Raw genomic sequence first — 25,504 nt, forward strand, 5'->3', positions numbered from 1 at the left:
TTTCTTTTTTGAGAAAATTCTCTTTCAAGATATCCAACAGTTTCAGCAAGTTCTTCCAAAGCTAAATCAGTCCAAAGAATTTCAAATCCTTTTTCCATAAATTTCTCTCGCTTTAGAATGTGGATTTAATTTTCCAGCGTCTGCTTGTACAATTCCTTTTTCAATAGATTGTCTTTCAGCGTCCGAAATTTGATTTGCCCAATCTTTTTTGTTTTCACGAGAAATTAAATCTGAAATTTTTTCCAAGAAAGTTAAATCTTCAATAGTTGATAACCATTGAATTAACTCTAATTTTTTATTCTGTATTTGTAAGTTCGTATCCATTTTTAATTCTTTTATCAAATTTAAAAATATTATTTCAAATTGATTTGATGTTTTCTACAAATCATCCATTTCCCCACTTCCAGCTTGCCCTTCATTCATCAGATAAGCTTTTAAGAAAGGCGTGATATTCCCGTTCATCACGCTGTCAACATCTGAAGTTTCGTGTCCGGAGCGGACATCTTTTACCAATTTATACGGTTGCATTACATAATTCCGGATTTGAGAACCCCATTCGATTTTCATTTTTCCGGCTTCAATTTCGTTTCTTGCCTTCAGACGTTCATCAAGTTCGATTTGGTAAAGTCGAGATTTCAGGAGTTGCATTGCTTTTTCCTTATTCTGAAGCTGAGAACGTGATTCTGAATTTTCAATGATAATTCCTGTTGGTGCGTGACGAAGACGAACGGCGGTTTCCACCTTGTTTACGTTCTGTCCACCGGCGCCGGAACTTCGCATTGTTTCGAAACTGATGTCGGCTGGATTGATATTAATTTCAATAGTATCGTCAACCAAAGGATAAACATAAACCGAAACGAAACTTGTGTGACGTTTTGCGTTGCTGTCAAAAGGCGAAATTCTTACCAACCTGTGAACGCCATTTTCACCTTTCAAATATCCGAAAGCAAACTCGCCATCGATTTCTATCGTTACGGTTTTGATTCCTGCAACATCGCCTTCCTGGAAGTTGAGTTCACGAAGTTTGTAGCCTTGTTTGTCGGCCCACATCGTGTACATCCGCATCAGCATACTTGCCCAGTCGCAAGATTCTGTTCCGCCGGCTCCGGCTGTGATTTGAAGAACGGCTGACAGCTCATCGCCTTCGTTGGAAAGCATATTTTTGAATTCCAGATTTTCGACTTTTTCGACTAATTTTGGGAAAGCTTCGTCCAATTCTTTTTCAGAATCTGGGTCTTCTTTTGCAAATTCTAACAGAACCTGAAGGTCCTCAAATTCTGTTTTGATATCGTCATAACCTTCCACCCATTTTTTCTTGGAACGGAGCTGTTTCAGGAAAACTTCGGCTTCTTTGGAGTTATTCCAGAATTCGGGTGCTGCGGTTTTCTCATCGTCGTTGGAAATTTCGATTTTTTTCTTTTCGATTTGGAGGAATTTGTGCAGGTCTTCGATTCTGGATTGGATATCTTTTATTTGGTCTGTGTTTACCACGTTTGTTTTAATTTTTGCAAAAATAAGAAGAAATTGATGAAACTGATTTTATTAATTTATTTTAAGATATTCAAAGAGTGTTTTATTTGTCACATTTAGATTTTGATTAAAAAACTCATTAAGAATAAAAATGTGTGTTAGAGGAACAATCAAAACAAGTAATAGGATAAGAAGGTTTTTTAAATCCTTAATTATTAGTTTTCTTTCGATTATAAATCTAATTCCAATAAATAGCATTATAAATGTTGCAATTCCAGACGTCATTATCATCCAAGCAATTCCTTCATTATCGTGAGTTCCAGGTGCAATATACCAATCTAATGTTCTGCTTAACAAATAAAAGATAAGAATTGCTAATAGAATTTTGTTGTATTCAATTAAATTTTTTTCTCCACTATATTTAATAAAAGAAGGTAAGAGAATGGTAGTTCCTAGCATAAAACCTAAAGGAGGAAATGTTAAGCTAAAAAGTTGAACTGCCAATAATATTAGAAAACTCAAAGCAATGAACTTTGATTTATTGTTTTTTAAAGAATAATTCAAAAGAATATTTTTTTGTTTGGATAAAATTACGAATAAAGTTATAATTAAAAATTAAATTTATTAAAGTAATAATCAGTTGTTTGAGTATTGGTTTTAAATTGTTTTGAAAATCGAGGCAACCATTTTGGTATTTTGCCGTCTTATAGTCAGAAAGCGAGAATGAATCGAAATTTACAACATATCTTTTCCAAAGCAAAGAAAAATGACCGACTGGCTCAGAAGAGTTTGTTCGAGATGTTTTCAGGGAAAATGTTGTCGGTGGCGAATTCTTACATTAATAATCGGGATGATGCAGAAGATGTTTTGATGAATGCTTTCTACAAAGCGTTTACGAAGCTTGAGGATTGTAAAAATTACGAATCTTTTCCGTTTTGGCTGAGGAAAATTGTGGTAAATGATGCGATTAGTTTTATCAGGACAAACAAACATATTTTGTACGCGGAAACTGAGTTTACGGACGCAATTGCAGAACATACGGAAGATATTGATACGTTTTCTCAGGACATCGATTTGGAGGTGATTTTCAAGGAAATGCCGATTGGTTATAAGTTGATTTTCAATCTTTCGGTTTTTGAGGAAAAGAAACATCAGGAGATTGCGGAAATCCTGAATATCTCAGAAGGAACCAGCAAAAGTCAGCTGAGTAAGGCGAAAAAATGGCTACAAGATTATTTTAATCAACAAAATACGAAACAAAATGCAGAATCTGAAATCTAAATACGAACAAAAGGAAATGAAAGTTTCCGAAGGTCTTTGGGACAGATTGGAAGAAAAACTTGACCAAGTTCCTGCGAAAGAAGACAAGCCAAAAATGGTTTGGTTGAGATATGTTGCGGTGGTTTTACTGATGATTGGTTTGGGTGGAAGTTTTTTGATGATTAATCATAAATCTGATATTAATGAAAATCAGGAATTTGCGAATCGAACTGAAAATTCAAATCCAACTGAAACAATAGAAAATGATGAAGTTGATACATTAAGTCCAATTAAAATTAATTCTGAAAAAGATAATCAAAAATTGGCTGTTGAAGATAAAGGTTCTTCGACTCCGCTCAGAATGACAGAGGAAATTAAAAAAGAAATTCAAAATACAAGTGTGGTTTCTGAGAAAGAAATCTTAATCAAAAAAGAAGAAATTTCAATTCCGAAGCCGGAAGAAAAACTGGCTCAAAATGAGATTCAAAAACCTAAGGAACGACCAAAATATATTACCTCTTCCGATTTACTTTTCGGAGTGGAAATCGACAAAGCGAAATCTGAAACTCCAAAATCTGCAATGGGAATTAATGTTTCAAAACCTAAAATTGATTCGGATTTTCCAAATCCAAAACGTATCAAATTTTTCGGAATTACGCTCTACGACAAAGATTCTTTAACAACTAAATAAACTATTATGAAAGTCAAAATTTTACTTTTGGCAATGCTTTCAAGCTTTGCTACAGCACAAACTACGCTCGATAATCAGATGAAATCTTACACCGAGAAAGTTAATACAATCGTTTCTATCGAGAAAGCAAATATGAAATTGGAAACCGATAAAATCGATGAAGCTTTTGCGTCTGGAAAAATTACAAAAACAGAACAAATTGCTCAGAAAGAATCGGTTTCTAAAAAGTACGAAACACTCATCAATGAAAAAATTGAAAGCGAGCGGAATCACTTAGATGAAATTACTAAAGAAACTGTCAGAGAATCCATCTACGAAAATCCTTTCAACGGGAAAACCGCTTCACAAGCCGAATTGTCTGTTGGAGGAAATGGATTATCTCTTTCGATAAGAAAGAAAGATAAATCGCCAAAGGAATATATTAATCAAAGTTCTATAAGTGTTGGATATGCTTTTGCAAATCTGACTAAAGACAAAGGCAGTTTCAATCCTTTTGAGAATGATTCTGAAATGCGAATCGGAAATTCTCATAGCATAGAAGTCCAGTTCAGAAAAGACCGTCAGTTGGGAAGTTTCACGAGTCCGTGGGTTTTGAGATACGGTTTGGCTTACAGAACCGATACTTATATGCCAAAACGTCCACAGGTTTTTGTTCAGGAAAATTCGCAATTATTCCTTGAGAATTTTAAAGAAGGAAGATTGAAACGCTCAAAACTCAGAAATGTTTACCTGACTTTGCCAATTGAATTTCAGCTTTATCTGAATCCAAAATACACAGAATATGATGGAAAACAATATCTGGATGTGAGAAAAAATATGTGGAAAATTGGATTAGGAGCTTATGCAGGAATCAATACAAGAAGCATCGTGAAAGTGAAATATTACAACGAAAAAGATAACTTCAAAAAGTACGATTACACTTTGGATGACGGCGTAAATGCTTTCTTATTCGGAGGGAAATTCAGTCTGGGTTATGGTGGCGTTACTTTGTTCATCAAAAAAGATTTCACACCTATTTTTAATGACAAAACCATTTTGCCAAACAAAAACGGAATCCAAGTCGGAATCGAGATTGCGAACATTGATTTTTAAAACATTATATTTTCATAGAACACTTTTTATTATTTTCAAAAGCATACTTTTAGGAGTGTGCTTTTTTATTTCAATTTAAAAGTTTCAGGGTTTTGATTTCCGTGTCTGATAGTCAGGATGTAAAGTGTGTCGTTTACAAATTCATAGTAAAGAAGATACTTGTGAATAATTTTGATGTAAACATTTGGAATATCTGTTTTTCTGCCAATCTTGGGTTGTTCAAGAATCAAATTTAATTGAGCTTCAATCAAGGAATTTAATTTCAAACTAAAGTTATTAGACTTGTTTCTATTCATCCAATATTGAAGAATTTCGACAAGTTCATTTTTTGCTTTTCGAGTCCAGATTATTTTTTCAGCCATTCTTTTATTTCTTCTTGAACGCTATCATTTGCTAAAATATCTCCATTCTCGATTTGATATCTTGCTTCAGAAATTGCTGTTTTTTCATTTTCATTTGTGATGTAAAGTGATTCATCAGCTTGAAATTTCAATTGTTGTAGCAATTCCTTTAGCCTCACTTTGTCTTTAATATTAGTGATATGATTGATTAAATCTAATTTTAATTCTGCAGTATTCATAATTGAAAAATTCTTGATATAAAATTATAAAATTAATTTGACTTTTTTTGTGAAAAATTAAAAACAACTCCGCACATTTTTTGCAAGTCAAAAATTTTTATTTACATTGGCGAACAGGATTTAGAAATGAAAAATTTACAGTTAATCGGATTATTTTTGGTTGTGGCAGGCAGTTTTCTGCCCTTGGTTCATATTCCAATTGTTGGAAACTGGAACTATTGGAAAGTCGATAATACACTTGCGATTGCAGTTTGGGGATTTTCTTTATTGATGCTAGTTTTCATACTGATTGGCAAAACCAAATTGGTTAGAATAATGGCATTTTTAATGATATTGCTTTTTGTTTTCACAATTGTTGCCATTAAGTTAAAATCTTTGGATTATTTCAGCTTTTTACCTTTCAAATCCTGGCAATCCACATTTGCAGGAATTGTGAAATTATCCTGGGGATGGTTCATCGAGTTTCTGGGCGCGGTTATTATTTTAATTGCATCGAGAAAAAGTAAAATTAAACCACAAAGTCACAAAGATTTGCACAATGAGCACAACTAATTTTACATTAATTGCAACCTTGTGAGCTTTGTGAAAAGAACTTTGTGAACCTTGTGTTTAAATAAATATTAAATCAAAAAAAATTAAAAATATTATGAAAGAAGTATTCATTGTATCAGCAGCCAGAACGCCAATGGGAAGTTTTATGGGAAGTCTTTCGACGGTTCCTGCTACACAATTGGGCGTAACTGCTGTTAAAGGAGCTTTAGACAAAATCAACCTTGACCCAACTTTGGTCGAGGAAATCTATATGGGAAATGTTTTGCAGGCTGGGGAAGGTCAGGCTCCGGCAAGACAAGTGGCTTTGGGCGCAGGTTTGTCCAATCATACACCTTCTACAACCATCAATAAAGTTTGCGCTTCGGGAATGAAAGCCGTAACAATGGCAGCTCAGGCCATAAAAGCTGGCGACGTCGATATCATAGTAGCTGGCGGAATGGAAAATATGTCGATGGTTCCCCATTATATTGATGGAAGAAATGGCGTGAAACTCGGCGAAATCAAAATGCAGGATGGACTTCTGAAAGATGGTTTGACCGATGTTTACAACAAACAGCATATGGGTGTTTGCGCAGAATTGTGTGCTAAAGAAAACAACATCACGAGAGAAGAGCAGGATGCTTTTGCAATCCAATCTTACAAAAGAGCTGCATCAGCTTGGGAAGCTGGTAAATTTGCAGAAGAAGTTGTTCCTGTTTCGATTCCTCAAAGAAAAGGAGAACCAATTATTTTCTCAGAAGATGAAGAATATAAAGCGGTTAAGTTTGATAAAATCCCAACTTTAGCGACTGTTTTTCAGAAAGAAAATGGAACAGTAACTGCGGCAAATGCTTCAACATTGAATGACGGCGCATCTGCTTTGATTCTAATGTCCAAAGAAAAAATGGAAGAATTGGGATTGAAACCTCTAGCGAAAATCATTTCTTACGCCGATGCAGCTATTGAGCCGGAACGATTCACCACTGCGCCTTCGGTGGCAATGCCAATCGCCTTGAAAAAAGCCAATCTTACAAAAGACGACATTGATTTCTTCGAATTTAATGAAGCATTCTCAGTGGTTGGTTTGGCTAATAATAAGATTTTAGGTTTAGATTCTTCTAAAGTCAATGTGAATGGTGGTGCCGTTTCTATAGGACATCCGCTGGGAAGTTCTGGTTCCAGAATCATTGTCACTTTGATTAATGTTCTGAAACAAAACAACGGAAAATATGGCGCAGCTGCAATCTGCAACGGTGGTGGTGGCGCAACAGCTATTGTGATTGAGAATTTGCAATAGTCATTAATCAAAATATAATTTAAACCCTTTCAGATTTCACGTTTGAAAGGGTTTTTGTTATTAAATTTTTGATACAAACGCATTTTTTCGTGAACTTGTAATTCCTTTTTTTACTTTTGTCTAAATAATTATTTCCAATGTCCGAAATAGAAAAAACAATTCCAGAAAACTCAATCAAAAATAATCCGAAAATTATGCGCGCCTGGGCGTTGTATGATTGGGCAAACTCGGTTTATTCACTGGTGATTACCTCCACAATCTTCCCGATTTATTACGCAATTTTGACGACGGCGTATGAAAAGAAGGAATATGTGGCAGAAACCAAGCAATGGATTGATGTTGCGGTGCCTCATATGATTAAAATATTTGGCAAAGAATACCATCCAGACACAGTTTACGGTTATTCTCTCACGCTTTCCTTTTTGATTGTCGTTTTGCTTTCGCCGATTTTGTCGTCGTTGGCAGATACGATTGGAAACAAGAAATCTTTCCTTCAGTTTTTCTGCTATCTGGGCGCGACTTCTTGTATGGGATTGGCGATGTTTACAGGAATGGGAACGGTTTGGCTCGGTTTATTGTTCAGCGTGACAGCAAGTGTTGGTTTCTGGGGAAGTTTGGTTTTTTACAATTCATTTTTGCCGGACATTGCAACGCCGGATAAGCAGGATTCGCTTTCTGCAAAAGGTTATGTTTACGGTTACATCGGTTCAGTTATTTTGGTAATTATTTGTTTGATTTTGATCCAAGTTTGTGCGGAAACGCCTAAGCAGGCGCAGATTTACACGCGTGTGAGTTTCCTTTTGACGGGTGCTTGGTGGTTTGGATTTTCTCAATATACCTTCAAACATTTGCCACAATTTGGTCAGGTCAAAGAACAATTGCCGAAAGATTTGGTTTTGCTTAATTATAAAAATATCTTCAAAAGTCACAGAGAGCAAGGTGGTTTCTTTGAAGTTTTGAAAGATAATTTCGGATTTTATTTTGATGTTTTCAAACAAAGTTTCCGCGAATTGTTCAAGGTCGGCGGTCATCTTTTTGCCGATAAAAATCTGAAATTCTTCCTTTCCAGTTTCTTTTTCTACAGTGTCGGGATGCAGACGATTTTCCTAATGGCGACACTATTTGGAAAGCGTGAAATCAATATGGCTCAGGATAAATTGATAATGACCTTATTATTAATCCAAATAGAAGCGATTATTGGAGCTTTGTTTTTCTCTTGGTTATCAAGAAAAATCGGAAACAAAAATGTCATTAGTATCACGGTAGCTTTGTGGATTGGCGCGTGTCTTTCAGCTTATTATTTGAATAAGGAAAATCCGAATGTAGAATATCAATTTTACGGAATTGCTGCTGTGATTGGTTTGGTAATGGGCGGTTTGCAGGCGATGTCGAGGTCAACCTATTCCAAATTGTTGCCGCAGGATTCTATGGACAACACGACGTTCTTTAGTTTTTATGATGTCTTGGAAAAAATCGCGATTATTTTAGGAACTTTCATCTTCGCAACGTTGATAGAATATTACAACAATATGCGTTACGCCGCTTTATCGATGACAATTTTCTTCGCCATTGGTTTGATATTGATTCGTTTTATGAAAGTGAAAAATAACGCCAAATAATTATCATTTTGAGAATATTATGTTTTTTGTTTTTGTTAATGTTTTCAGCTTTCAAAGCTCAAACTTCGGTTTCAGAAGATTTGATTATTGGTAAGAAAATTACATTGGATTCTAAGATTCTTAATGAAAAAAGGACACTGAACATCTATCTTCCACAGACTTATGACAAGACCAAAAGTTATCCTGTCATCTATATTCTGGACGGAAGTATGAATGAGGATTTCCTTCATTTGGTCGGACTTCATCAGTTTTTCAATTTGCAGTTCAAAATGCCGGATTTTATCATTGTTGGTATTGCAAACGTTGATAGAAAAAGGGATTTTACATTCCATACAGATTTGGAAGATTTGCAGAAAGATTATCCTACGACAGGACATTCCGACAAGTTTATTGAGTTTGTTGAAAAAGAATTACAGCCTTTAATCAATCAAAATTATAAAATAGAAAAGACAAAATATTTGATTGGTCAATCGCTCGGCGGACTTTTGGCAACTGAAATTTTATTGAAGAAACCAGAACTTTTCACCCATTATTTCATCATCAGTCCAAGTCTTTGGTGGGATGATGAAAGTCTTTTGAATATGGCTAAGTCATTACTTTCCTCACAAAAAGATGAAGAAAAATTTGTGTATGTTTCTGTCGGGAAAAATGAACATAAAACGATGGTGAAAGATGCGGATTCACTTTTTCAAATTCTCAAAAATTCAGAAAAAAAGAAATTGAAATTAGAATATAATCTAATGCAGGACGACAACCACGCAACTATTTTGCACAAAAGCGTTTACGAAGGATTTTTGAAATTATATCCATCATCAGATTAATTTTGAATAATTAATAAAAATTTAAAATCTCGGTTCATTTTTTGATAATAGTCGAATAGTTTATTTTTTGTAAATTTGCAACATCAAAACACACTATGACAAACCCTTTATTTTACGCTAAAATTCTTCTCTTCGGTGAGTACGGCATTATTGAGGATTCTCAAGGGCTCACTTTACCGTACAGTTTTTATAAAGGAACACTCAAATTTTCCGATTTGGACAACGATTTCGAAAAGAAATCCAATCAATCTTTGGAAAAATATTCCAATTATCTTCTTGATTTAGAATTGCCTGTAGAATACAAATTGGATGTCAATTCTTTTAAGAATGACATTGCAAAAGGTTTGTTCTTCGATTCCAATATTCCGCAAGGTTATGGCGTTGGAAGTTCGGGTGCTTTGGTGGCCGCGATTTTCGAAAAATATTCTTTCACAAAAAGAGAACCTGATACGATTTCCAAAAACGAACTAAAGGATTTGAAAATGATTTTCGGTCAGTTGGAAAGTTATTTCCACGGAAAAAGTTCTGGAATCGACCCGTTGATATGCTTTATGAATCTTCCAATTCTGATTGAAAGCAAAGACAGCGTTGACAAAGTTTCCATTCCAGCAGAAGAATTGGGTAAAGGCGCAATTTTCTTGATTGATTCTGGAACGATTGGCGAAACCGGACCAATGATTCAAATCTTCTTTGAAAAGTTGAAAAACGAAGGTTTCCGTAAAACGTTGAAAGAAGAATTCATCCGTTACAACAACGCTTGCATCGACGCTTTCCTTAGAAAAGATATGAATCCGTTTTTCAAAAACCTGAAGAAATTATCGGTTTGGGCTTATGAACATTTCCGCCCGATGATTCCGGAAAATCTTTTCAACATTTGGAAAAAAGGAATCGATTCTAATGCTTATTACCTCAAACTTTGTGGTAGTGGAGGCGGAGGCTATATTCTTGGCTTCTCCAAAGATTATGAAAAGGCGGAGAAAATGCTGGAAGGTTTTCACAAAGAAGTGATTTACAGATTCTAAATTATTTAAAATCAAAAAAATATAAAAGTCTTCGACTCCGCTCAGACTGACAGCTCTAAAAAACATTGTTAGTATAAGCGTTGTCACACTGAGCGGAGTCGAAGTGTTTTTCATAATACTCAAAAGCTTACGCACAAAGAACTTTAAAATGACCAACGAAACGAAACCTGCTTCCCGAAATGCCCTGTACCGTGTTTCTCAGTTGATGGGTTTTCTGTTGGGCGCTCGTTTTTTCGTAGCGGTTTTGCTCACATTTGCACTTTACGTTTCCACATTTTTTCTGTTCAATCGAGAAGAGAGTTTCAGGAATTTTGTCTTCGATTATAAGGTTCACTTTATCATCATTTGCTCTGTTCTAAGCATTTTAGCAGGCGGAATTATCAATCGGTTTTATGATAAGGAAAAAGACCAATTGGTCAAGCCTTTTCGTTCCAGATTGCAGAATTTCCTCAAGGAAAAATATTTTCTGACGGCTTATGTTATTCTCAACGCATTGTCTCTTGGGTTGGCATTTTTTGTGTCACATCGGGTTTTTATTTTCTTCTTGATTTACCAGTTTTTGATGTGGTTTTACAGCCACAAACTCAGCAAAATCATTGTTCTCAATAACTTCACTTTTGTGGCGTTGACACTTTATCCATTTTTCGGAATGTTGATTTATTATCAGACGTTTTCGCTGAAGATTTTATTTCTCGCAATCTTCCTTTTTCTAATGCTTTTCATCATAGATATTACAAAAGATACATTGACAAGAAACGCCGATAAGATGTTTGGTTACGAAACGATTGCGAACCGATTGGGATTTCAAAATACAAGGTCTATTTTACTAATTTTATTAATTATTACCTTAATTGTTTCATTGATTCTAAGCGTTGGAATTGGCTTCAAAAATATAATTGCGTGGTATTTTTTATTAACAATCATTGTGATTCTAGGAACAGTTTATATGTTGTTCCGAAATCAAAAAAATGATAAATTCAAAGCTTTGAATCTTCTTAAACTTTGGATTTTCTTCGGAATTCTGGCAATGCTTTTGGATGGAATCTATCACAAATATCCTTGGTTAATCTAAAATATTCTCAAAAAAATGTCAGTAATCATTAGAGAAAATAAAGTCGAAGATAACGCTATTCTTGCAAAAATTATCAAAACTGCATTTCACGATTTTGAAGTTAGTTGTACGGATGGAACGGTTTACTCCGACCCGACTACAGATGATTTATATTCATTATTTCAGACTGAAAAATCAGCATTGTTTGTTGCAGAAGAAGATGGACTAATTTTAGGCTGTTGCGGAATTTTTCCAACTGATAATTTGCCTGAGGACACAACTGAACTCGCCAAATTCTATCTTTCAAAAGAAGCAAGAGGAAAAGGAACTGGAAAATTATTACTCGAAAAATGTCTTGAAAAAGCTGAAGAATTAGGTTATAAAAACGTTTATCTCGAAAGTATTCCAGAGTTCAGCAAAGCAGTTTCTATTTATGAAAAACAAGGCTTTGAATATTTGGAAAAACCTTTGGGAAATTCGGGACATTCTGGTTGCAATCTTTGGATGATTAAAAATCTTGATTAATATTTGAGAATTAAAATACTTAATCAAATAAGAAATAAGTAAGTCCAAAACCTTCCGGAATTGGACTTTTTAAATATTCGATTTTAAGCTTTACTTACCCGAAAACATCATTCAGCACCTTCGCCAAACGCAATCCGCCGTACAACAATTGTCTTTCAACGGTCGATTCAAAACGGTAATTGTAATCGTAACTCAATTTGGAATCTTTCGGTGTATGGAAATAAATCGAGTTGGCGATTTTCTGACTGTCGTACAACCAATCCTGCAAAGTTCCACCTTGGATGGTTTTTACTTCATCTTTCGATTTGATATCCAAAAGATTGGCAAATTCTGTATAGGAATATTTTCTGTCTTCCACCATTTTAGTATCCCAAAGTGAATGCAAATTTGTCGCTTGACCAAAATAAGTTACATTGATTTTATTTCCTCCCAAATCCTCATAACGCCCAACGTGAAGCGGTTGATGAAGGTCACCCATCAAATGAACCAAGAAGACCAAAGCATTTTTCTTATCAGATTCCGAAGTGTTTTTATCTTTAATTTTTTTTGCTAAATTTTCAATCTGAGTATAAAGATTCGGACTTTTTTGAGCTTCCAAAGAATCTTTGAATTGCTGAAAATTCTTTTGTGCATTGATGTTTACATAATGCCAAGACGACGTTTCCTTCCAAACGCCAGTCGTATCAGATTTGATGAAATCTGGCCAGTTAGCGTAGTAAGCCAATTTCTGATTTTGAAGAAGTTTTTTGATGTTTCTCTCAGCTTTCGAACTCAAATGATGTTGTGCGATTTCTGCAATCACGCGGTGGCCAGTCAATCCCCAAGCGAAGCAATAGAACGACGAGAATATTAAAACAGCAAAGGTGAATTTTGATAAAATACGTTTCATTTTTTTAATTTATTTCAAGTGGCAAAGATAGGTCTATCAAAAATTTATTTAAGGCCAAAACTCTGTTAAATATTATTAAACTTGGATTAAGGTAAAGTGCAATCGTCAATTAAATTCCGTAAATTTGCGTTTTCCCAGAATGAGACTTTTCTATGCAAGATAATCAGGAATTTATCGAAATATACGGCGCTCGAGAGCACAACCTCAAGAACATCACCGTCAAAATCCCACGCAACGAATTGGTGGTCATCACAGGACTTTCCGGAAGCGGAAAATCTTCCCTCGCATTTGATACGATTTTTGCAGAAGGGCAAAGACGTTACATCGAAACGTTTTCTGCGTATGCAAGGCAGTTTCTCGGTGGATTGGAACGTCCGGATGTTGACAAGATTGAAGGTCTGTCGCCCGTAATCGCCATCGAACAAAAAACGACCAACAAAAATCCACGTTCAACCGTTGGAACGATTACCGAACTTTATGATTATCTGAGACTTTTGTTTGCAAGAGTTTCCGACGCTTATTCGATGAGTTCTGGGAAGCGTTTGGTAAGTTACACGGAAGACCAGATTCTTGAGACCATCAAGGAAAACTTCAAAGGGAAAAAAGTCTATCTGATGGCACCGGTTGTGCGTTCCAGAAAAGGACATTACCACGAATTGTTCATCCATCTTTCAAAGAAAGGTTATTCGCAGGCCAGAATCGACGGCGTTTTACAGGATATCGAATACGATTTGAAACTCGACCGTTACAAAACTCACGATGTAGAAGTGGTGGTGGACCGATGGATTATCGGAGAATCGGCGACGGAACTGAGAATGCAAAAATCTCTGAAAACCGCTTCCGATATGGGCGAAGGTTTGATTGCGATTCAGGAAATGGGAAGTGAGGAAATTCATTTTTTCAGTAAGAATTTGATGGACGATATCACGGGAGATTCAATGGCTTTGCCGGAACCGAATACGTTCTCATTCAACTCGCCGAAAGGAAGTTGCGAAACGTGCAAAGGTCTTGGAACAGTTAAAAAAGTGAACACCGACTATTTTGTCGAAAATGATAAACTGTCAATCAATCAAGGTGCGCTTTTGCCACTCGAACAAATCAAATCCAACAAATGGATTCTTTCTCAGATTAAATTAATCTTGGAAGTTTTTGATTTGAGTTTGACAACGCCGTTCAAAGATATTCCGAAAGAAGCTTTGGAATACATCTATTACGGTCATAATAAGGACATTACGAAAGAACTGAAACACGCCGGAATCTCGAAAAAGATTAAAATCAACTTCGAAGGTTTGGTTCATATTCTTGAGGAAATCGTGGACGAACGTGAAAATTACGACGCTGTTTTGGTGGAACGTAATTTTACAACTGAGGAAGTTTGCCCGACTTGTAAAGGCGCGCGTCTGCGTCAGGAAAGTTTGAGTTTCAAGATTGACGGAAAAAATATTGCGGAAATCAACGGCCTTTCTCTATTAGATTTGAAAGAATGGCTGGCTGACGTAAAAGATACTTTCAGTGATAAAAATAAAATTATCGCTTACGAAATCCTTAGAGAAATTGAAACCAGATTACAATTCCTTTTGGATGTCGGTTTGGATTATTTGAGTCTCAGCAGAAGCTCGAAAACCCTTTCCGGAGGGGAATCTCAGCGAATTCGTTTGGCGACGCAAATCGGTTCTCAACTCGTAAACGTTCTTTATATTTTGGATGAACCTTCAATTGGTCTTCATCAACGAGATAACGAAAGATTGATTAATTCCCTGAAACATCTTCGTGATATAGGGAATTCGGTTTTGGTGGTGGAGCACGATAAAGATATGATTCTGGAAGCCGACCACGTTTTGGATATTGGTCCGAGAGCGGGAAAATTCGGTGGAGAAATCCTTTGGCAAGGTCATCCGAAAGACATTAAAAAAGCCAACACCATCACGGCAGATTATTTAACAGGAAAAAGAAAAATCGAGATTCCTGCAGAACGAAGAGCCGGAAACGGAAAATCGATTGTTCTGAAAGGCGCGACTGGAAATAACCTTAAAAATGTCAATCTAGAAATTCCATTAGGAAAATTGGTGGTTGTTTCAGGGATTTCCGGAAGTGGAAAATCGTCTTTGATTAATGGAACACTTTATCCAATTCTGAACCGCCATTTTTACAGAGCAATCCAAGAACCTTTGCCTTACAAAAGCATTGATGGGATTGATAATATCGACAAAATCGTAGACGTTGACCAAAGTCCGATTGGAAGAACGCCACGTTCTAATCCAGCGACTTACACAGGAATGTTTACCGATATTCGTAATCTTTTTGCCGAATTGCCAGAGAGTAAAATCCGTGGTTACAAAGCAGGAAGATTCTCTTTCAATGTGAAAGGCGGACGTTGTGAAACTTGCCAAGGTGGCGGTTTGAAGGTTATTGAAATGAATTTCCTACCCGATGTTTACGTGCATTGCGAAACTTGCCACGGAAAACGTTTCAACCGTGAGACTTTGGAAGTGCGTTACAAAGGAAAATCGATTTCTGATGTTCTGGAAATGACCATCAATGAAGCGGTAGAATTCTTCCAGCCGATTCCGAAAATCTACATCAGAGTGAAAACTTTGCAGGATGTTGGTTTGGGCTATATCACGATTGGTCAGCAATCCACGACTTTGAGTGGAGGAGAAGCGCAACGTGTGAAACTGGCAACGGAACTTTCGAAAAGACAAACCGGAAATACACTTTATATTCTTGATGAACCTACAACAGGACTTCATTTTGAAGATGTAAAAGTTTTAATGGAAGCCATCAATCAATTGGTGGAATTGGGAAACTCCTTCATTATCATAGAACATAATATGGATGTTATCAAACTCGCAGACCACATCATCGATGTCGGCCCGGAAGGTGGAAAACACGGCGGACAAATCATTGCAGAAGGAACGCCTGAGCAGATTATCAAATCCAAGAAAAGTTTGACGGCGAAGTTTTTGAAAAAGGAAATGTAAGTTAGAAGTTAGAGCTTAGATTTTAGAAGTTAGATTTTATGAATAAATAAAAAATGTCATTCCGATTGGAGTGACATTTTTTGTTTGATTTTCTTAATTATAAATTCCGTTAGCTTCCGTCAAAATCATTGGTTTTCCGTCTGTCACAACAATTGTATGTTCGTGTTGCGCCATAAAACCACCTTTGTTTCCAACCATTGTCCAGCCATCTTTTTGCGTGTCTGCAATCGTGGAAGTTGTGGAAATGAAAGTCTCAATCGCCACCACAGAATTCTTTTTGAATCGTTGTGTATTGAATCGGTCGCGGTAATTTGCAATCTCGTGTGGTTCCTCGTGCAGACTTCTGCCAACGCCGTGACCAGTTAGGTTTTTGATGACTTTGTAACCTCGTTTTTTGGCTTCGGTTTCCATCAGATGGCCAATGTCTGAGATTTTCACGCCACCTTTAATATTTGAAATTGCTTTTTGCAGAATTTCTTTGGAAGCGTCAATCAGTTTTTGATGATGGTTAATGTCTTCCCCAATCACAAACGAACCGCCATTGTCTGACCAATAGCCATCCAACTCCGCAGAAACATCGATGTTGATAAGGTCGCCTTCTTTCAGAATCGTTTTCTCAGACGGAATCCCGTGACAAAACTCATTATTCACGCTGATGCAAGTGTAACCGGGAAATCCATAAGTCAGATACGGAGCAGATTTTGCGCCCATTTCTTCAAGAATTTTACCGCCGAAATCATCCAATTCTTTGGTTGAAATTCCAGCTTTGGCAAAGTTTCTCATTTCCTTCAAAGCATACGCAACCGTCTCGCTGGCCTTTTGCATTCCGATTAATTCTGACTCGTTGGTGATGGACATATTGGTAGTTTTTAATTCAGTAAGAGTCAAATTTATCGATTATCATTAGAAAAAACAAATATGGACGACTTACTCCAATCAAAAATTTGCAAATGGTATCAATTTTGTCATTAATGATAAAAATAAAAGTTATGAAATCAATTAAAATTTATTTAGCGACTGGTGTTTTCCTTCTTAGTTTTGCTTCTTGTGTTGCACCACCAAGACCACCGAAACCACCAAAGCATCCGCGACATTCTAAGGCAAAGCCAATGCCTCCAGGACACGCTAAAAAAGTTTTCGGAACCAAGTCGGCAAGACCTTTTGCGCCTGGACAACGTAAATAAGTTTAAAAAAAATAAAAGTTGGAAATTCCAAGAGATTCGGTTCTCTTGGAATTTTTTTGGTTTCTAATGTTAAATTTTCACTTTCAATGTTAATTTAATATGAACGGAATATTAAAATGTTGTAACTTTGTCATTAGATAAGATAAATATTAACTAAAAATCAATTGATTATGGAAATGAAAATGATAAAAAAAATGGTTGCATTATCAATATTTGTATTTGCAGGTTTGTTCAATGTAGCACAAGCTCAGGAATCTGAGAAAAATATACAAGAAGTGGTTCTGAGTTCTGGTGATGGTTTCGGGGAACTTAGGAAACTGGTAAAAGATAATTTCGATTTTACAGCTTCCGAATATAAAGAAGGAATTGTCAATTCTGATGTGAGATTCAGTGTTGCAGAGAACGGAAAGATTACCAATATCCACGCAAACGGCGATTGCAAAAACGTGAGCAAAGAACTTGAGAATGTATTGGCAAGCCTAATCTACAAAGTGGATGCTGATAAAATAAATTCTAAAATGATGGCGACCACTTACGTAATGCCCGTGAGTGTGAGGATAGATAATAGATAAATGTTTAAAATTGTTAGTAAGAAGCCATACGCATTTTTGTGTATGGCTTTTTTGTGTTTTAAAAGAAACTTTCAAAATGAAAATGAATAGTTGATTGGATCAGAAAACCCGTAGCCCTGATGGGAACGGCATCCTTTTTTGGCATTGCGAAGTAAACTTCAATCAAGATAAACTCTCGCCGTTCGCAATGACAAAAAAGATATAGTGGACAGCAGGTTCCCGGCTCCTAACAATGGTGATAGAGTTTGAGAGTTCGAGTGATTGGGAGTGTGTTAAATTTCGTAATTTTGCGGGATGAATCAGGACACGATCTGTGCATTGGCCACGGCAAACGGAATAGGAGCAATTGGGATTATCAGGATTTCTGGGGAGAGATCTTTTGAAATTGTGAATCAGATTTTTGAGGGCAAAAACCTTGAGAAAGTGGATTCTCATACGGTGCATTATGGTTTCATAAAGGAGGAAAATGAGGTGATAGATGAAGTGATGCTGTCGGTTTTCCACGCGCCAAGGACTTTTACGACGGAGAATTCTGTGGAGATTTCGTTTCACGGGTCGCCTTACATTGCCAAAAGAATCTTGGAAGTTTTGATAAAAAATGGTGCGAGAATGGCGAAGGCTGGTGAGTTTACGATGCGTGCTTTTATGAACGGAAGGATTGACCTGAGCCAAGCCGAATCTATTGCTGACCTGATTGCATCTGACAATGAAACGTCTAGAAAAGTGGCTCTGAATCAGCTGAAAGGTGGGATTTCGCAGGAGATTTCGGTTCTTCGGAATGATCTTTTGAATTTTACTTCGTTGATAGAATTGGAATTGGATTTTGCGGAGGAAGATGTAGAATTTGCGGATCGCTCGGCTTTGAATCAGTTGCTGAATAAAATTGAAGTGAAATTGAGCTCTTTGATCGATAGTTTCCAATACGGAAATGCGATCAAAAATGGTACTGCGGTTGCGATTATCGGGAAACCAAATGCGGGGAAATCCACCTTGTTAAATGCTTTGCTCAAAGAAGAAAGGGCGATTGTGAGCAATATTGCTGGGACGACGCGTGATACGATTGAGGAGATTTTGCACATCAAAGGCAATGCTTTCCGACTGATTGATACAGCAGGTTTGCGTGATACGGTAGATGAAATAGAAGCGATTGGTGTGAAAAAGGCCAAGGAAAAAGTGGATTCTGCGGACGTTTTGGTTTATTTGGCTGATGCATCAACTGAGGATTTTTCGGAGGATTTTGAAATTTTAAAACCCTTGTTGAGAGACGATTTGAAACTAATCATCTGTGCGACAAAGATTGATGAAGTGCTTCCGACAAAATACAATCTTGTAGAAGAATCCTTCCGAAAAGAGATTGATTCTGATTTTGATTTTATAAAAATTTCAGCGGTTGAGAATCAGAATATTCAGGATCTTAAAAATGAGTTGTCTTCGTTTGTTGAACAGTTGAAATCCGAAGAGAATAATGTTGTTATCACCAATCAACGCCATTTTGAAGCTTTGAAGAAATCGCTTGATTCGGTAGAAAAAGTGGAGGAGGCTGTGAGTTCTAAAATCACAACCGAGCTTTTGGCTTATGAGTTGCGAAATGCTTTGGAACATCTGGGGGAGATTTCTGGGGAGTTTAGCAATGACGAGGTGTTGGGGAATATTTTTTCGAAGTTTTGTATCGGGAAATAATTTAGCTTTTCTTTGGTTTTTTTCTTTCTTTCTTTCTTTCTTTCTTTCTTTTGTTTGATTATCAGATATTTATAAAAATTTTATTTTCTCTTTTTAGACTATATTTGTACCACTTTTGTACTACTTCAGACCTTGAAAAAAGTGAAAAGTAGTACAAAAGTGGTACAAAACTAAATATATGAAAATATCACTTAGTCAAAGAAAATTAAAAGACGGCAGGATTAGTCTGTCAATCGAGTTTTACCGTGGTTCTGAAATTACTGAAGACGGAAAAAGATAACACCTGCGGAGTTACGAGAATTTGGATACGTATTTAACTGTAGATCCAAAAACTGCCAAAGAAAAAAAGAAAATAAAGAAGCTTTGGAATTTGCAGAAAATATAATTTCAATTCGAAAAGCCGAATATGCACAAGGAAGATTTGAGTTGAAAAATACTGCGAAGGCTAAACGAGTATTTTTAAATTTCTTCGCTGATCTTGCTGAGGAAAAACGAACGCTCGATTCGTCAAATAATTATGGTAATTGGTACTCCACCTACCAACATTTAAAAAAGTAGTTCCAAAGAATTTAACTTTTGAGGAAATTGATGAATATTTCATTAAAAAAGTCAGGAAATACTTTGAAAAGGATGCAATTAGCAAGAGTGATTTACCTCTTTCTCAAAGCTCAATGTATTCTTATTTCAACAAGTTTAAAGCTGCACTTCGAAATGCTTTCGATAATGGTTATTTGACGATAAATTATGCTTCAAAAATAAAATCGTTTGAACAAGCTGAGAGCCAAAGAGAATATCTGATTTTTGACGAATTACAACGTTTAGCTAAAGCTGAATGTAAATATCCTGTTTTAAAGAGAGCTTTTCTATTTTCTTGTTTATCCGGATTGCGTTGGTCGGACATTAATACATTGTTTTGGTCAGAAGTTCGTGATGAAGATGATGTAACTAAAGTGAATTTCCGGCAAGAAAAGACTGACGGAGTTGAATATTTATACATCTCAAAACAAGCGAGAGAATTGGCAAAACCAGCAAGATCGAGTTTTCAAAGGCTTAAAATATGGAATGACCTACAATACTGAAATTATTCGCTGGTGTAATCGTGCTGCCGTTCCCAAACATATAACTTTTCATTCAGCCCGACATACAAATGCTGTTTTACTTCTGGAAAAATGGAACAGATATTTATACTGTTTCTAAAAGATTGGGACACAGAGAATTGAGAACTATGCAGATTTATGCAAAAATTGTGGATAGCAAAATGAAGGAAGCTGCGGAAATTATCCCGGAATTGAATATTGAGTTGTGAAATATTAAATAGATAATCGATTTATTTCCGATTATCTGTTTATATTTTGACATTTGTAATGTGAGTATTGAAGTCTTAATCCAGATTATTCTTCTTTAGACTTTTGACATTCCAGATTAATCCACATTGTTCTTATTTCGCTCTTAAGTGTTTGATTATATTGTTTTTATGGTTTTCTATGATGATTTTTGCTTCATTAAATTTGTTAAACGAAAGCAATGGAAAATAACGAAATCATCATCCACCAACTCAACCGAATTGAAAAACATATTTTTGGTTTAAAGGAAATTCTGAACGTTGAAGAACTTTCCGATTACACAGGATTCAAGAAATCCTATATCTATAAAATTGGTACATTCTAACAGTATCGCTTTTTCTAAACCTAACGGGAAAATTCTATTTTTTGAAAGCAAAAAAATTGATGAATGGTTGTTAAAAAACAGCCATAAATCAAATGATGAAATTCAACAGGAAGCCATAGAATTTTCTTTACGCAAAAAAAATTAATCCTAATTATTACAGTAGTTAGGATTAAATTCTTTGTTTCTTTTTCCATAATACCCAGATGCTTTTGTGGAGGAGAAAAATACTCTGTGTCAAAATGGTACAGACGGCAAAACTATTTTTGATCGCAATCTAAATTATCTCAAATTGAAGTATTCATTAGTTGAACGTTAGTGATATGATGCCATTAAAGTATAATTAAAAGTGATGCTCGATCTGATAAAACGTTCAACTGTTAAGGTTGAAGCAGTTCATTAAGATCAATATTTCTTTTACAAAAAGGCTTTCTTCCATTTGGTAACCGTATTTCGGCTTAATTTAAAATGCGTTGCTAATTGTGTATTAGTCAACTTTTGTTTGTTTTGGTAATCCAAAATTTCTAATATAGCGGACTGGTCGTACGCGCGATGTTGCTGATCAAAAATTTCTTTAGATTGGTCTTTTAAACCGAATATTTTAGTATCCAGGGTCAAAATATCCATGACGGTTAATTTTTCTTTTTCCATTATCTTTTTGCAGTCATCTATTTTATCTGGAAATTTCTTATGAAGAATATCAGTGTATATCCTCTTATAATTGGGCACTATATTTTGTATTTGTTTATCCATTTGTAAAGTGTGGTTTTGGGGATTTGGTAGTCATTGATGATTTGAGCAATTGATTTTTCTTCTTTTTCAATTAGTTCAAGTATAAAAAATATGATTTCTTGTGTATATATATTTTTGCGAAATTGAGGAAGCTTTGATTTTTCTTTCTTCATATTTGCTTCTTTATTCGGTTTTGGAAGAGGGGAAAAGAGGATTAGGTGTTGGGAAAATATTCTGAAGAAATCATATTGTAACAGCTTGCTGAGTTTTAAAAGCATTTCTGTATTAAGATTATCCGAATCATAAATATTGAGGAGTTCTAGATCAGTACAATTAAGAGATTTACAAATTCGCTCATTGGTCATCTGGACTTCCGAAACTCTTTTTTCGATCAATTTGCCGATATGTATATTTTTAAGACTCATCAAAGTATTTTTTTATTGATAGTTTCCTACGTTCTTTTGTTTTAGAATTTCAATTAATATTACTTGAAATTCAATAAAAAAGAATTACAGAAGCAGAATTAATTCCGCATTCTGTAATCTTAATGTGAATAAATATGTTTGATCTTATATGTTTACGGCTTCCAGAAAGACCATACGGTTCCATTGAATACCGCTAATTGTCTAGCATCCGTATCATAAACTAACATTCCCGAAGCTGGATTGCTAATATTAAGATGTGGGCTAGCTACCTTAGGAAGTATCATCGCCTTGTCTGTATCAGATAGAACGAGAATTCCAGGTGTGGTATCATTTAAGCCATTTGTTCCGATAACTGCTTTTGCTGAGTTATTTTCTACTTTGGAATTTTGCAATGATGTGTCAACCGTACCAGTTTCATCCACACTCAGATCAAACCACCTCCCAGATCTTCGATACTTCACTTTTTTGTCGGTAGTATCATAGATAATAGTTCCATCTACGGCTCCTGCAACTGAATTCTCAGAAGTTACCCAAGGCAATAGTAAGCCCTTGTTTTCACTTCCGAACTCCAGAGATACGGAAGTATTGGTTACATTTTCTTTTCCAATAGCCACTTGAGAATAAGCACAAATAGCTACGAAGGTCAACAATATGATGAATGTATTTTTCATTTAGATTAATTTTTTAATATTTAAACATTATTTATTTGGACAAGCTGGCGTTACCATGCAATGCCAGGCCATAGAGGATGCTCCATCTTTTAGGGTGTAAATTTTCAAGCATTTAGCTTCTTCGTCATATACCATCATTCCTTCAACAGGGTTAGGAATTGCATTAACTCCAAAAGAAGTAGAAATCCTATTGACCACAAATCCTTTTGTTTTAGATTCCAGTGCTGTCCAAGCACCTTTTCTCACCATAGGCCAATTATCGCCTTGGTCTTTACCCGCTCTGCCAAGAGAGGTAATGCCGTGAGTGGTATTTAATGTAATTCCAGATGTTGACGCTGGTTTGTAGCAGAAACAAGGGGTTATTTTTTTACCATATCCAAAGCCTTTCATAGATGTATCTCCAATTACATTTTGAGAAATACTTACTTCATTGCTAGATGATGTGTTCCATGGAATTGTATTGAAACTATTTCCAGTCTTAAATCGAGCAGGGTACAGTTCATAATTTTCATTATCTGCTGAAACCTTACTTGCAAATAATGTAACGATACCATTTGAGGATATATTCACTCTGATGATTGGGCGTGCATTGGCTTGATCTCCATATAATTGATAGATTGCTGGGATTGTGCCGTCCTCCCAATGTGTGCCGTCCAGAAACTCAATATTCTGATTAATGTTTTGTGTACCAGCTACTATAGATTGAAATTCCAATTCATTATTTGCAAGCGGAACTCCATTGATAATCATATTAAAAGAATTATCAAGATTATAAATATCAAAAGTGTATCCATAGTCGCTTCCCGGTTGTGAAGGAATGGTTGATATCAATGGGCTAGATGACAAGGAATCACCAGGATAGTTCCATTCAAATAAATTTCCGTTTACAGGTTCTGTACAGATTTCAGCGCATTGTGAATTGGCTAATGCATTTTTGGAATCTCCTACGCCTTGTCCATTTGCTCCCACTAATGTTGGAACGCCATTGGCATCAACTACAATTCCAAGGTTTTGATTGCTAGCCGACGATCCGACCCCTACTTTTACCGTACCCGACGCGCTGGTAAGATCTGAAGCTGTAAAACCACCTGCTCCTTCTATGGCATCTAAACAGCCGTCATTATCAGAATCTAGATCTAGGTAATCTGGAATGCCATCACCGTCAGTGTCACAATATTGGGTTACTCTAATTGTAAAGTTGTCAAATAATATTGCTCCAGAAGAAGCAAGCGAGTAGAAATACACCCGTACTTTATACTGTTTATTAGGTTCCAACGCATAATCCGGATTTTTATAAACCTGTATTGTATTACTTTTACGGCTACTCAGATCTGTCAGCAAAACTGTGCTGGTTGCGAAATTATCTGTTGATATTGCAACTGCAAACCTATAATCGATAGGATTTACGCTCTGATGAAACACCGAGGTTCTGTCAAATATATATTGCATACTATTTGGTACAGACGTGCTCCAGTTAGAAGTTTTGAATTGATATTCAACATAATCATTCTGGGAAATGGCGCCAGAGAGGGTAGTTGTTGATGCACTGATGCCCGACAATTGATATGAGCTCATGAAAATAGAAATTGATGTCAAACCATCTCCTTTTGACGCAGCGATTGTGCCATTATTTGCAATTACAGAAGGTTGTAGAATTTGAGGATTTAAGCCATAACTTCCATCACCTGACCAGATAACTGCAGCACCTATCGGATTGACACATTCATTGGTGTCCAGTATTCCATCATTATCATCATCCAAATCACATTCGTCAGGAACGCCGTCTCCATCGCTGTCTAAGGTACTTCCACTTGGAGCAGTTATGACTTGATTTGCAGAAGGCGAACTGGAACAACCTGCAGAAGTGACAATCACAGTATATGTTCCAGGAGTGGAAGTGGTGTAAGTCTGGGCTGTCGCTCCACTGATTGCAGTTCCATTTTGGTACCATTGGTTTCCAGCAGTAACAGAAGAAGTTAATGATACAGAACCTCCATTACAAAAATTTAACGCTCCTGAAGTAGTGACAGTGGGAGTAGGCACATCACATGTTGGCTTAATAGAAGCAGAACAAATACCCATTAATGATCCTGCTAAACCACCATTTCCATTAATTGTTAAACGGGTATAGGGCAATGTAGATCTAATTCTAAAATATCCTCCACCATCATTGTATGCCGGCGGAGAACTTGTTGTATAAATGGTGTTACCAGATATTGTAGCATTACAACTTTGAGTTGATGAGATCGATACAGCTCCCTGGTTGGGTGTGAATATGAAATTTTCTGACTGGGGATAATTCGTATTTCCTCCTCCAGAAAGCACTATAATAATGTCATTTACAGGCTTATTAAAGTTAAGTACCAATTGCCACGGTGCTACCGATGCATTTGTGGAAGGATAATTATCACCTACCCATAAAGAGTTACCACTCAATGATGCACAGTTCCCATTCCAAGAAGGATTGTAAACCGAGATTTTCCCGCTTGAGCTAGATGTTACTTGTACGCCGTTTACTGTAATATTTCCGTTCATTGGTATATTTGCAGTAGCAGCACAAGTTTGTGCTTGAAATAAATTTTCACGTGCTGTGAAAATCAATAAAAGTATTGGTAATACTTTGATTAAATGTTTGTATATTATTTGTTTCATCATTTATTATTTGTGTATTTAAAAGCCTGGATAGACTTTACTTTTTTTCATTTGTTGTTTATTGTGTGCTTACTAACCTTGTACTTTCAACATC

General features: G+C 36.0%; 28 protein-coding genes. 17 read left to right on the top strand and 11 right to left on the bottom strand.

Features of this window, described 5'->3' with window-relative positions:
* Window positions 1-81: 81 nt before the first annotated feature.
* From B0I22_RS03870 to B0I22_RS03880, 3 genes are read right to left on the bottom strand one after another with little or no spacing between them, the layout of a single operon-like run.
* Complete coding sequence (locus tag B0I22_RS03870; RefSeq protein WP_133943338.1) at window positions 82-324, bottom strand: hypothetical protein; 243 nt, start codon at window positions 322-324, stop codon at window positions 82-84.
* A 54-nt stretch (window positions 325-378) separates the two neighbouring features.
* Window positions 379-1,491, bottom strand: a complete 1,113-nt coding sequence (prfB, locus tag B0I22_RS03875) for a peptide chain release factor 2 (RefSeq protein WP_133943339.1) — start codon at window positions 1,489-1,491, stop codon at window positions 379-381.
* Between the two features lie 51 nt (window positions 1,492-1,542).
* The gene (locus B0I22_RS03880; RefSeq protein WP_133943340.1) at window positions 1,543-2,034 is read right to left on the bottom strand and encodes a hypothetical protein; all 492 of its coding nucleotides are present in this window, start codon (window positions 2,032-2,034) and stop codon (window positions 1,543-1,545) included.
* 159 nt (window positions 2,035-2,193) lie between these two features.
* Between B0I22_RS03880 and B0I22_RS03885 the strand changes: the two genes are divergently transcribed.
* The 3 genes from B0I22_RS03885 to B0I22_RS03895 are packed head-to-tail and all read left to right on the top strand — an operon-like array spanning window position 2,194 to window position 4,513.
* Window positions 2,194-2,751: an RNA polymerase sigma factor gene (locus tag B0I22_RS03885; protein WP_133943341.1), complete on the top strand. Its 558-nt coding sequence runs from the start codon at window positions 2,194-2,196 to the stop codon at window positions 2,749-2,751.
* Window positions 2,732-3,421: a hypothetical protein gene (locus tag B0I22_RS03890; protein WP_133943342.1), complete on the top strand. Its 690-nt coding sequence runs from the start codon at window positions 2,732-2,734 to the stop codon at window positions 3,419-3,421. The genes B0I22_RS03885 and B0I22_RS03890 overlap by 20 nt, the downstream gene beginning before the upstream one ends.
* A gap of 6 nt (window positions 3,422-3,427) precedes the next feature.
* Window positions 3,428-4,513, top strand: a complete 1,086-nt coding sequence (locus B0I22_RS03895; RefSeq protein ID WP_133943343.1) for a hypothetical protein — start codon at window positions 3,428-3,430, stop codon at window positions 4,511-4,513.
* Between the two features lie 65 nt (window positions 4,514-4,578).
* Here the strand turns inward: B0I22_RS03895 and B0I22_RS03900 are convergent, their stop codons facing one another.
* Window positions 4,579-4,875 (bottom strand): type II toxin-antitoxin system RelE/ParE family toxin, encoded by a 297-nt coding sequence (locus B0I22_RS03900; protein WP_133943344.1) that lies wholly within the window; start codon window positions 4,873-4,875, stop codon window positions 4,579-4,581.
* Window positions 4,860-5,093 carry a hypothetical protein gene (locus B0I22_RS03905; protein WP_133943345.1) on the bottom strand — a complete coding sequence of 78 codons (234 nt, stop codon included), beginning with the start codon at window positions 5,091-5,093 and terminating at the stop codon, window positions 4,860-4,862. Before B0I22_RS03905 ends, B0I22_RS03900 begins: the two co-directional genes overlap by 16 nt.
* A 126-nt stretch (window positions 5,094-5,219) precedes the next feature.
* On the opposite strand from B0I22_RS03905, the gene B0I22_RS03910 reads away from it, so the two are divergent.
* The 7 genes from B0I22_RS03910 to B0I22_RS03940 all read left to right on the top strand — a co-directional run bounded on the left by B0I22_RS03910 (window position 5,220) and on the right by B0I22_RS03940 (window position 11,959).
* On the top strand, window positions 5,220-5,645 hold the full coding sequence (locus B0I22_RS03910; protein ID WP_133943346.1) for a hypothetical protein: 426 nt from the start codon (window positions 5,220-5,222) through the stop codon (window positions 5,643-5,645).
* Between the two features lie 94 nt (window positions 5,646-5,739).
* The gene (locus B0I22_RS03915; RefSeq protein ID WP_133943347.1) at window positions 5,740-6,921 is read left to right on the top strand and encodes an acetyl-CoA C-acyltransferase; all 1,182 of its coding nucleotides are present in this window, start codon (window positions 5,740-5,742) and stop codon (window positions 6,919-6,921) included.
* A gap of 137 nt (window positions 6,922-7,058) precedes the next feature.
* A complete protein-coding gene (locus B0I22_RS03920; protein WP_133943348.1) occupies window positions 7,059-8,540 on the top strand; it encodes an MFS transporter in 1,482 nt (493 codons plus the stop codon).
* A gap of 38 nt (window positions 8,541-8,578) precedes the next feature.
* Window positions 8,579-9,361, top strand: coding sequence for an alpha/beta hydrolase (locus B0I22_RS03925; protein WP_133943349.1), 783 nt, complete (start codon window positions 8,579-8,581; stop codon window positions 9,359-9,361).
* A gap of 95 nt (window positions 9,362-9,456) precedes the next feature.
* Entirely contained in the window at window positions 9,457-10,383 is a 927-nt protein-coding gene (locus B0I22_RS03930) for a mevalonate kinase family protein (RefSeq protein ID WP_133943350.1), read from the top strand.
* Window positions 10,384-10,531: 148 nt separating this feature from the next.
* Window positions 10,532-11,455: a UbiA family prenyltransferase gene (locus B0I22_RS03935; RefSeq protein WP_133943351.1), complete on the top strand. Its 924-nt coding sequence runs from the start codon at window positions 10,532-10,534 to the stop codon at window positions 11,453-11,455.
* A gap of 15 nt (window positions 11,456-11,470) precedes the next feature.
* Entirely contained in the window at window positions 11,471-11,959 is a 489-nt protein-coding gene (locus tag B0I22_RS03940) for a GNAT family N-acetyltransferase (protein ID WP_133943352.1), read from the top strand.
* 94 nt (window positions 11,960-12,053) lie between these two features.
* Here the strand turns inward: B0I22_RS03940 and B0I22_RS03945 are convergent, their stop codons facing one another.
* Window positions 12,054-12,848 carry a S1/P1 nuclease gene (locus B0I22_RS03945; protein ID WP_133943353.1) on the bottom strand — a complete coding sequence of 265 codons (795 nt, stop codon included), beginning with the start codon at window positions 12,846-12,848 and terminating at the stop codon, window positions 12,054-12,056.
* Window positions 12,849-13,000: 152 nt separating this feature from the next.
* Between B0I22_RS03945 and uvrA the strand changes: the two genes are divergently transcribed.
* On the top strand, window positions 13,001-15,829 hold the full coding sequence (gene uvrA / locus B0I22_RS03950) for an excinuclease ABC subunit UvrA (protein WP_133943354.1): 2,829 nt from the start codon (window positions 13,001-13,003) through the stop codon (window positions 15,827-15,829).
* 93 nt (window positions 15,830-15,922) lie between these two features.
* On the opposite strand, the gene map is transcribed toward uvrA, so the two are convergent.
* The gene (map, locus tag B0I22_RS03955; protein ID WP_133943355.1) at window positions 15,923-16,687 is read right to left on the bottom strand and encodes a type I methionyl aminopeptidase; all 765 of its coding nucleotides are present in this window, start codon (window positions 16,685-16,687) and stop codon (window positions 15,923-15,925) included.
* Window positions 16,688-16,818: 131 nt separating this feature from the next.
* Here map and B0I22_RS03960 point away from each other — a divergent pair, with 131 nt between their 5' ends.
* The 6 genes from B0I22_RS03960 (at window position 16,819) to B0I22_RS16300 (ending at window position 20,933) form a co-directional block, all read left to right on the top strand.
* Entirely contained in the window at window positions 16,819-17,013 is a 195-nt protein-coding gene (locus B0I22_RS03960) for a quinol oxidase subunit 4 (RefSeq protein WP_133943356.1), read from the top strand.
* A gap of 176 nt (window positions 17,014-17,189) precedes the next feature.
* Window positions 17,190-17,585 carry a hypothetical protein gene (locus B0I22_RS03965; RefSeq protein WP_133943357.1) on the top strand — a complete coding sequence of 132 codons (396 nt, stop codon included), beginning with the start codon at window positions 17,190-17,192 and terminating at the stop codon, window positions 17,583-17,585.
* Window positions 17,586-17,879: 294 nt separating this feature from the next.
* Window positions 17,880-19,265: a tRNA uridine-5-carboxymethylaminomethyl(34) synthesis GTPase MnmE gene (gene mnmE / locus B0I22_RS03970; protein WP_133943358.1), complete on the top strand. Its 1,386-nt coding sequence runs from the start codon at window positions 17,880-17,882 to the stop codon at window positions 19,263-19,265.
* Window positions 19,266-19,789: 524 nt separating this feature from the next.
* Window positions 19,790-20,344, top strand: coding sequence for a site-specific integrase (locus tag B0I22_RS16290; RefSeq protein WP_246022133.1), 555 nt, complete (start codon window positions 19,790-19,792; stop codon window positions 20,342-20,344).
* Between the two features lie 68 nt (window positions 20,345-20,412).
* Window positions 20,413-20,571 carry a hypothetical protein gene (locus B0I22_RS16295; RefSeq protein ID WP_246022134.1) on the top strand — a complete coding sequence of 53 codons (159 nt, stop codon included), beginning with the start codon at window positions 20,413-20,415 and terminating at the stop codon, window positions 20,569-20,571.
* 218 nt (window positions 20,572-20,789) lie between these two features.
* On the top strand, window positions 20,790-20,933 hold the full coding sequence (locus B0I22_RS16300; protein WP_246022135.1) for a hypothetical protein: 144 nt from the start codon (window positions 20,790-20,792) through the stop codon (window positions 20,931-20,933).
* A 414-nt stretch (window positions 20,934-21,347) separates the two neighbouring features.
* Here the strand turns inward: B0I22_RS16300 and B0I22_RS03985 are convergent, their stop codons facing one another.
* The 4 genes from B0I22_RS03985 to B0I22_RS04000 form a co-directional block, all read right to left on the bottom strand.
* A complete protein-coding gene (locus B0I22_RS03985) occupies window positions 21,348-21,683 on the bottom strand; it encodes a helix-turn-helix domain-containing protein (protein ID WP_133943359.1) in 336 nt (111 codons plus the stop codon).
* Window positions 21,659-22,087 (bottom strand): transposase, encoded by a 429-nt coding sequence (locus B0I22_RS03990; protein WP_133943360.1) that lies wholly within the window; start codon window positions 22,085-22,087, stop codon window positions 21,659-21,661. The genes B0I22_RS03985 and B0I22_RS03990 overlap by 25 nt, the downstream gene beginning before the upstream one ends.
* A 152-nt stretch (window positions 22,088-22,239) precedes the next feature.
* Window positions 22,240-22,737 carry a hypothetical protein gene (locus tag B0I22_RS03995; RefSeq protein ID WP_246022136.1) on the bottom strand — a complete coding sequence of 166 codons (498 nt, stop codon included), beginning with the start codon at window positions 22,735-22,737 and terminating at the stop codon, window positions 22,240-22,242.
* Window positions 22,738-22,785: 48 nt separating this feature from the next.
* Window positions 22,786-24,801: a hypothetical protein gene (locus tag B0I22_RS04000; RefSeq protein WP_133943362.1), complete on the bottom strand. Its 2,016-nt coding sequence runs from the start codon at window positions 24,799-24,801 to the stop codon at window positions 22,786-22,788.
* Between the last annotated feature and the right edge of the window lie 703 nt (window positions 24,802-25,504).

This window comes from Epilithonimonas xixisoli, assembly GCF_004365655.1.
Taxonomy (GTDB): domain Bacteria; phylum Bacteroidota; class Bacteroidia; order Flavobacteriales; family Weeksellaceae; genus Epilithonimonas; species Epilithonimonas xixisoli.

Excerpts from the sequence above, each read along its gene's own strand:
- B0I22_RS03870 (WP_133943338.1), bottom strand. The coding sequence starts at position 324 with ATGGATACGAACTTACAAATACAGAATAAAAAATTAGAGTTAATTCAA.
- B0I22_RS03885 (WP_133943341.1), top strand. The coding sequence starts at position 2,194 with ATGAATCGAAATTTACAACATATCTTTTCCAAAGCAAAGAAAAATGAC.
- B0I22_RS03890 (WP_133943342.1), top strand. The coding sequence starts at position 2,732 with ATGCAGAATCTGAAATCTAAATACGAACAAAAGGAAATGAAAGTTTCC.
- B0I22_RS03895 (WP_133943343.1), top strand. The coding sequence starts at position 3,428 with ATGAAAGTCAAAATTTTACTTTTGGCAATGCTTTCAAGCTTTGCTACA.
- B0I22_RS03900 (WP_133943344.1), bottom strand. The coding sequence starts at position 4,875 with ATGGCTGAAAAAATAATCTGGACTCGAAAAGCAAAAAATGAACTTGTC.
- B0I22_RS03905 (WP_133943345.1), bottom strand. The coding sequence starts at position 5,093 with ATGAATACTGCAGAATTAAAATTAGATTTAATCAATCATATCACTAAT.
- B0I22_RS03910 (WP_133943346.1), top strand. The coding sequence starts at position 5,220 with ATGAAAAATTTACAGTTAATCGGATTATTTTTGGTTGTGGCAGGCAGT.
- B0I22_RS03915 (WP_133943347.1), top strand. The coding sequence starts at position 5,740 with ATGAAAGAAGTATTCATTGTATCAGCAGCCAGAACGCCAATGGGAAGT.
- B0I22_RS03920 (WP_133943348.1), top strand. The coding sequence starts at position 7,059 with ATGTCCGAAATAGAAAAAACAATTCCAGAAAACTCAATCAAAAATAAT.
- B0I22_RS03925 (WP_133943349.1), top strand. The coding sequence starts at position 8,579 with ATGTTTTCAGCTTTCAAAGCTCAAACTTCGGTTTCAGAAGATTTGATT.
- B0I22_RS03930 (WP_133943350.1), top strand. The coding sequence starts at position 9,457 with ATGACAAACCCTTTATTTTACGCTAAAATTCTTCTCTTCGGTGAGTAC.
- B0I22_RS03935 (WP_133943351.1), top strand. The coding sequence starts at position 10,532 with ATGACCAACGAAACGAAACCTGCTTCCCGAAATGCCCTGTACCGTGTT.
- B0I22_RS03940 (WP_133943352.1), top strand. The coding sequence starts at position 11,471 with ATGTCAGTAATCATTAGAGAAAATAAAGTCGAAGATAACGCTATTCTT.
- B0I22_RS03945 (WP_133943353.1), bottom strand. The coding sequence starts at position 12,848 with ATGAAACGTATTTTATCAAAATTCACCTTTGCTGTTTTAATATTCTCG.
- uvrA (WP_133943354.1), top strand. The coding sequence starts at position 13,001 with ATGCAAGATAATCAGGAATTTATCGAAATATACGGCGCTCGAGAGCAC.
- map (WP_133943355.1), bottom strand. The coding sequence starts at position 16,687 with ATGTCCATCACCAACGAGTCAGAATTAATCGGAATGCAAAAGGCCAGC.
- B0I22_RS03960 (WP_133943356.1), top strand. The coding sequence starts at position 16,819 with ATGAAATCAATTAAAATTTATTTAGCGACTGGTGTTTTCCTTCTTAGT.
- B0I22_RS03965 (WP_133943357.1), top strand. The coding sequence starts at position 17,190 with ATGAAAATGATAAAAAAAATGGTTGCATTATCAATATTTGTATTTGCA.
- mnmE (WP_133943358.1), top strand. The coding sequence starts at position 17,880 with ATGAATCAGGACACGATCTGTGCATTGGCCACGGCAAACGGAATAGGA.
- B0I22_RS16295 (WP_246022134.1), top strand. The coding sequence starts at position 20,413 with ATGCTGTTTTACTTCTGGAAAAATGGAACAGATATTTATACTGTTTCT.
- B0I22_RS16300 (WP_246022135.1), top strand. The coding sequence starts at position 20,790 with ATGGAAAATAACGAAATCATCATCCACCAACTCAACCGAATTGAAAAA.
- B0I22_RS03985 (WP_133943359.1), bottom strand. The coding sequence starts at position 21,683 with ATGGATAAACAAATACAAAATATAGTGCCCAATTATAAGAGGATATAC.
- B0I22_RS03990 (WP_133943360.1), bottom strand. The coding sequence starts at position 22,087 with ATGAGTCTTAAAAATATACATATCGGCAAATTGATCGAAAAAAGAGTT.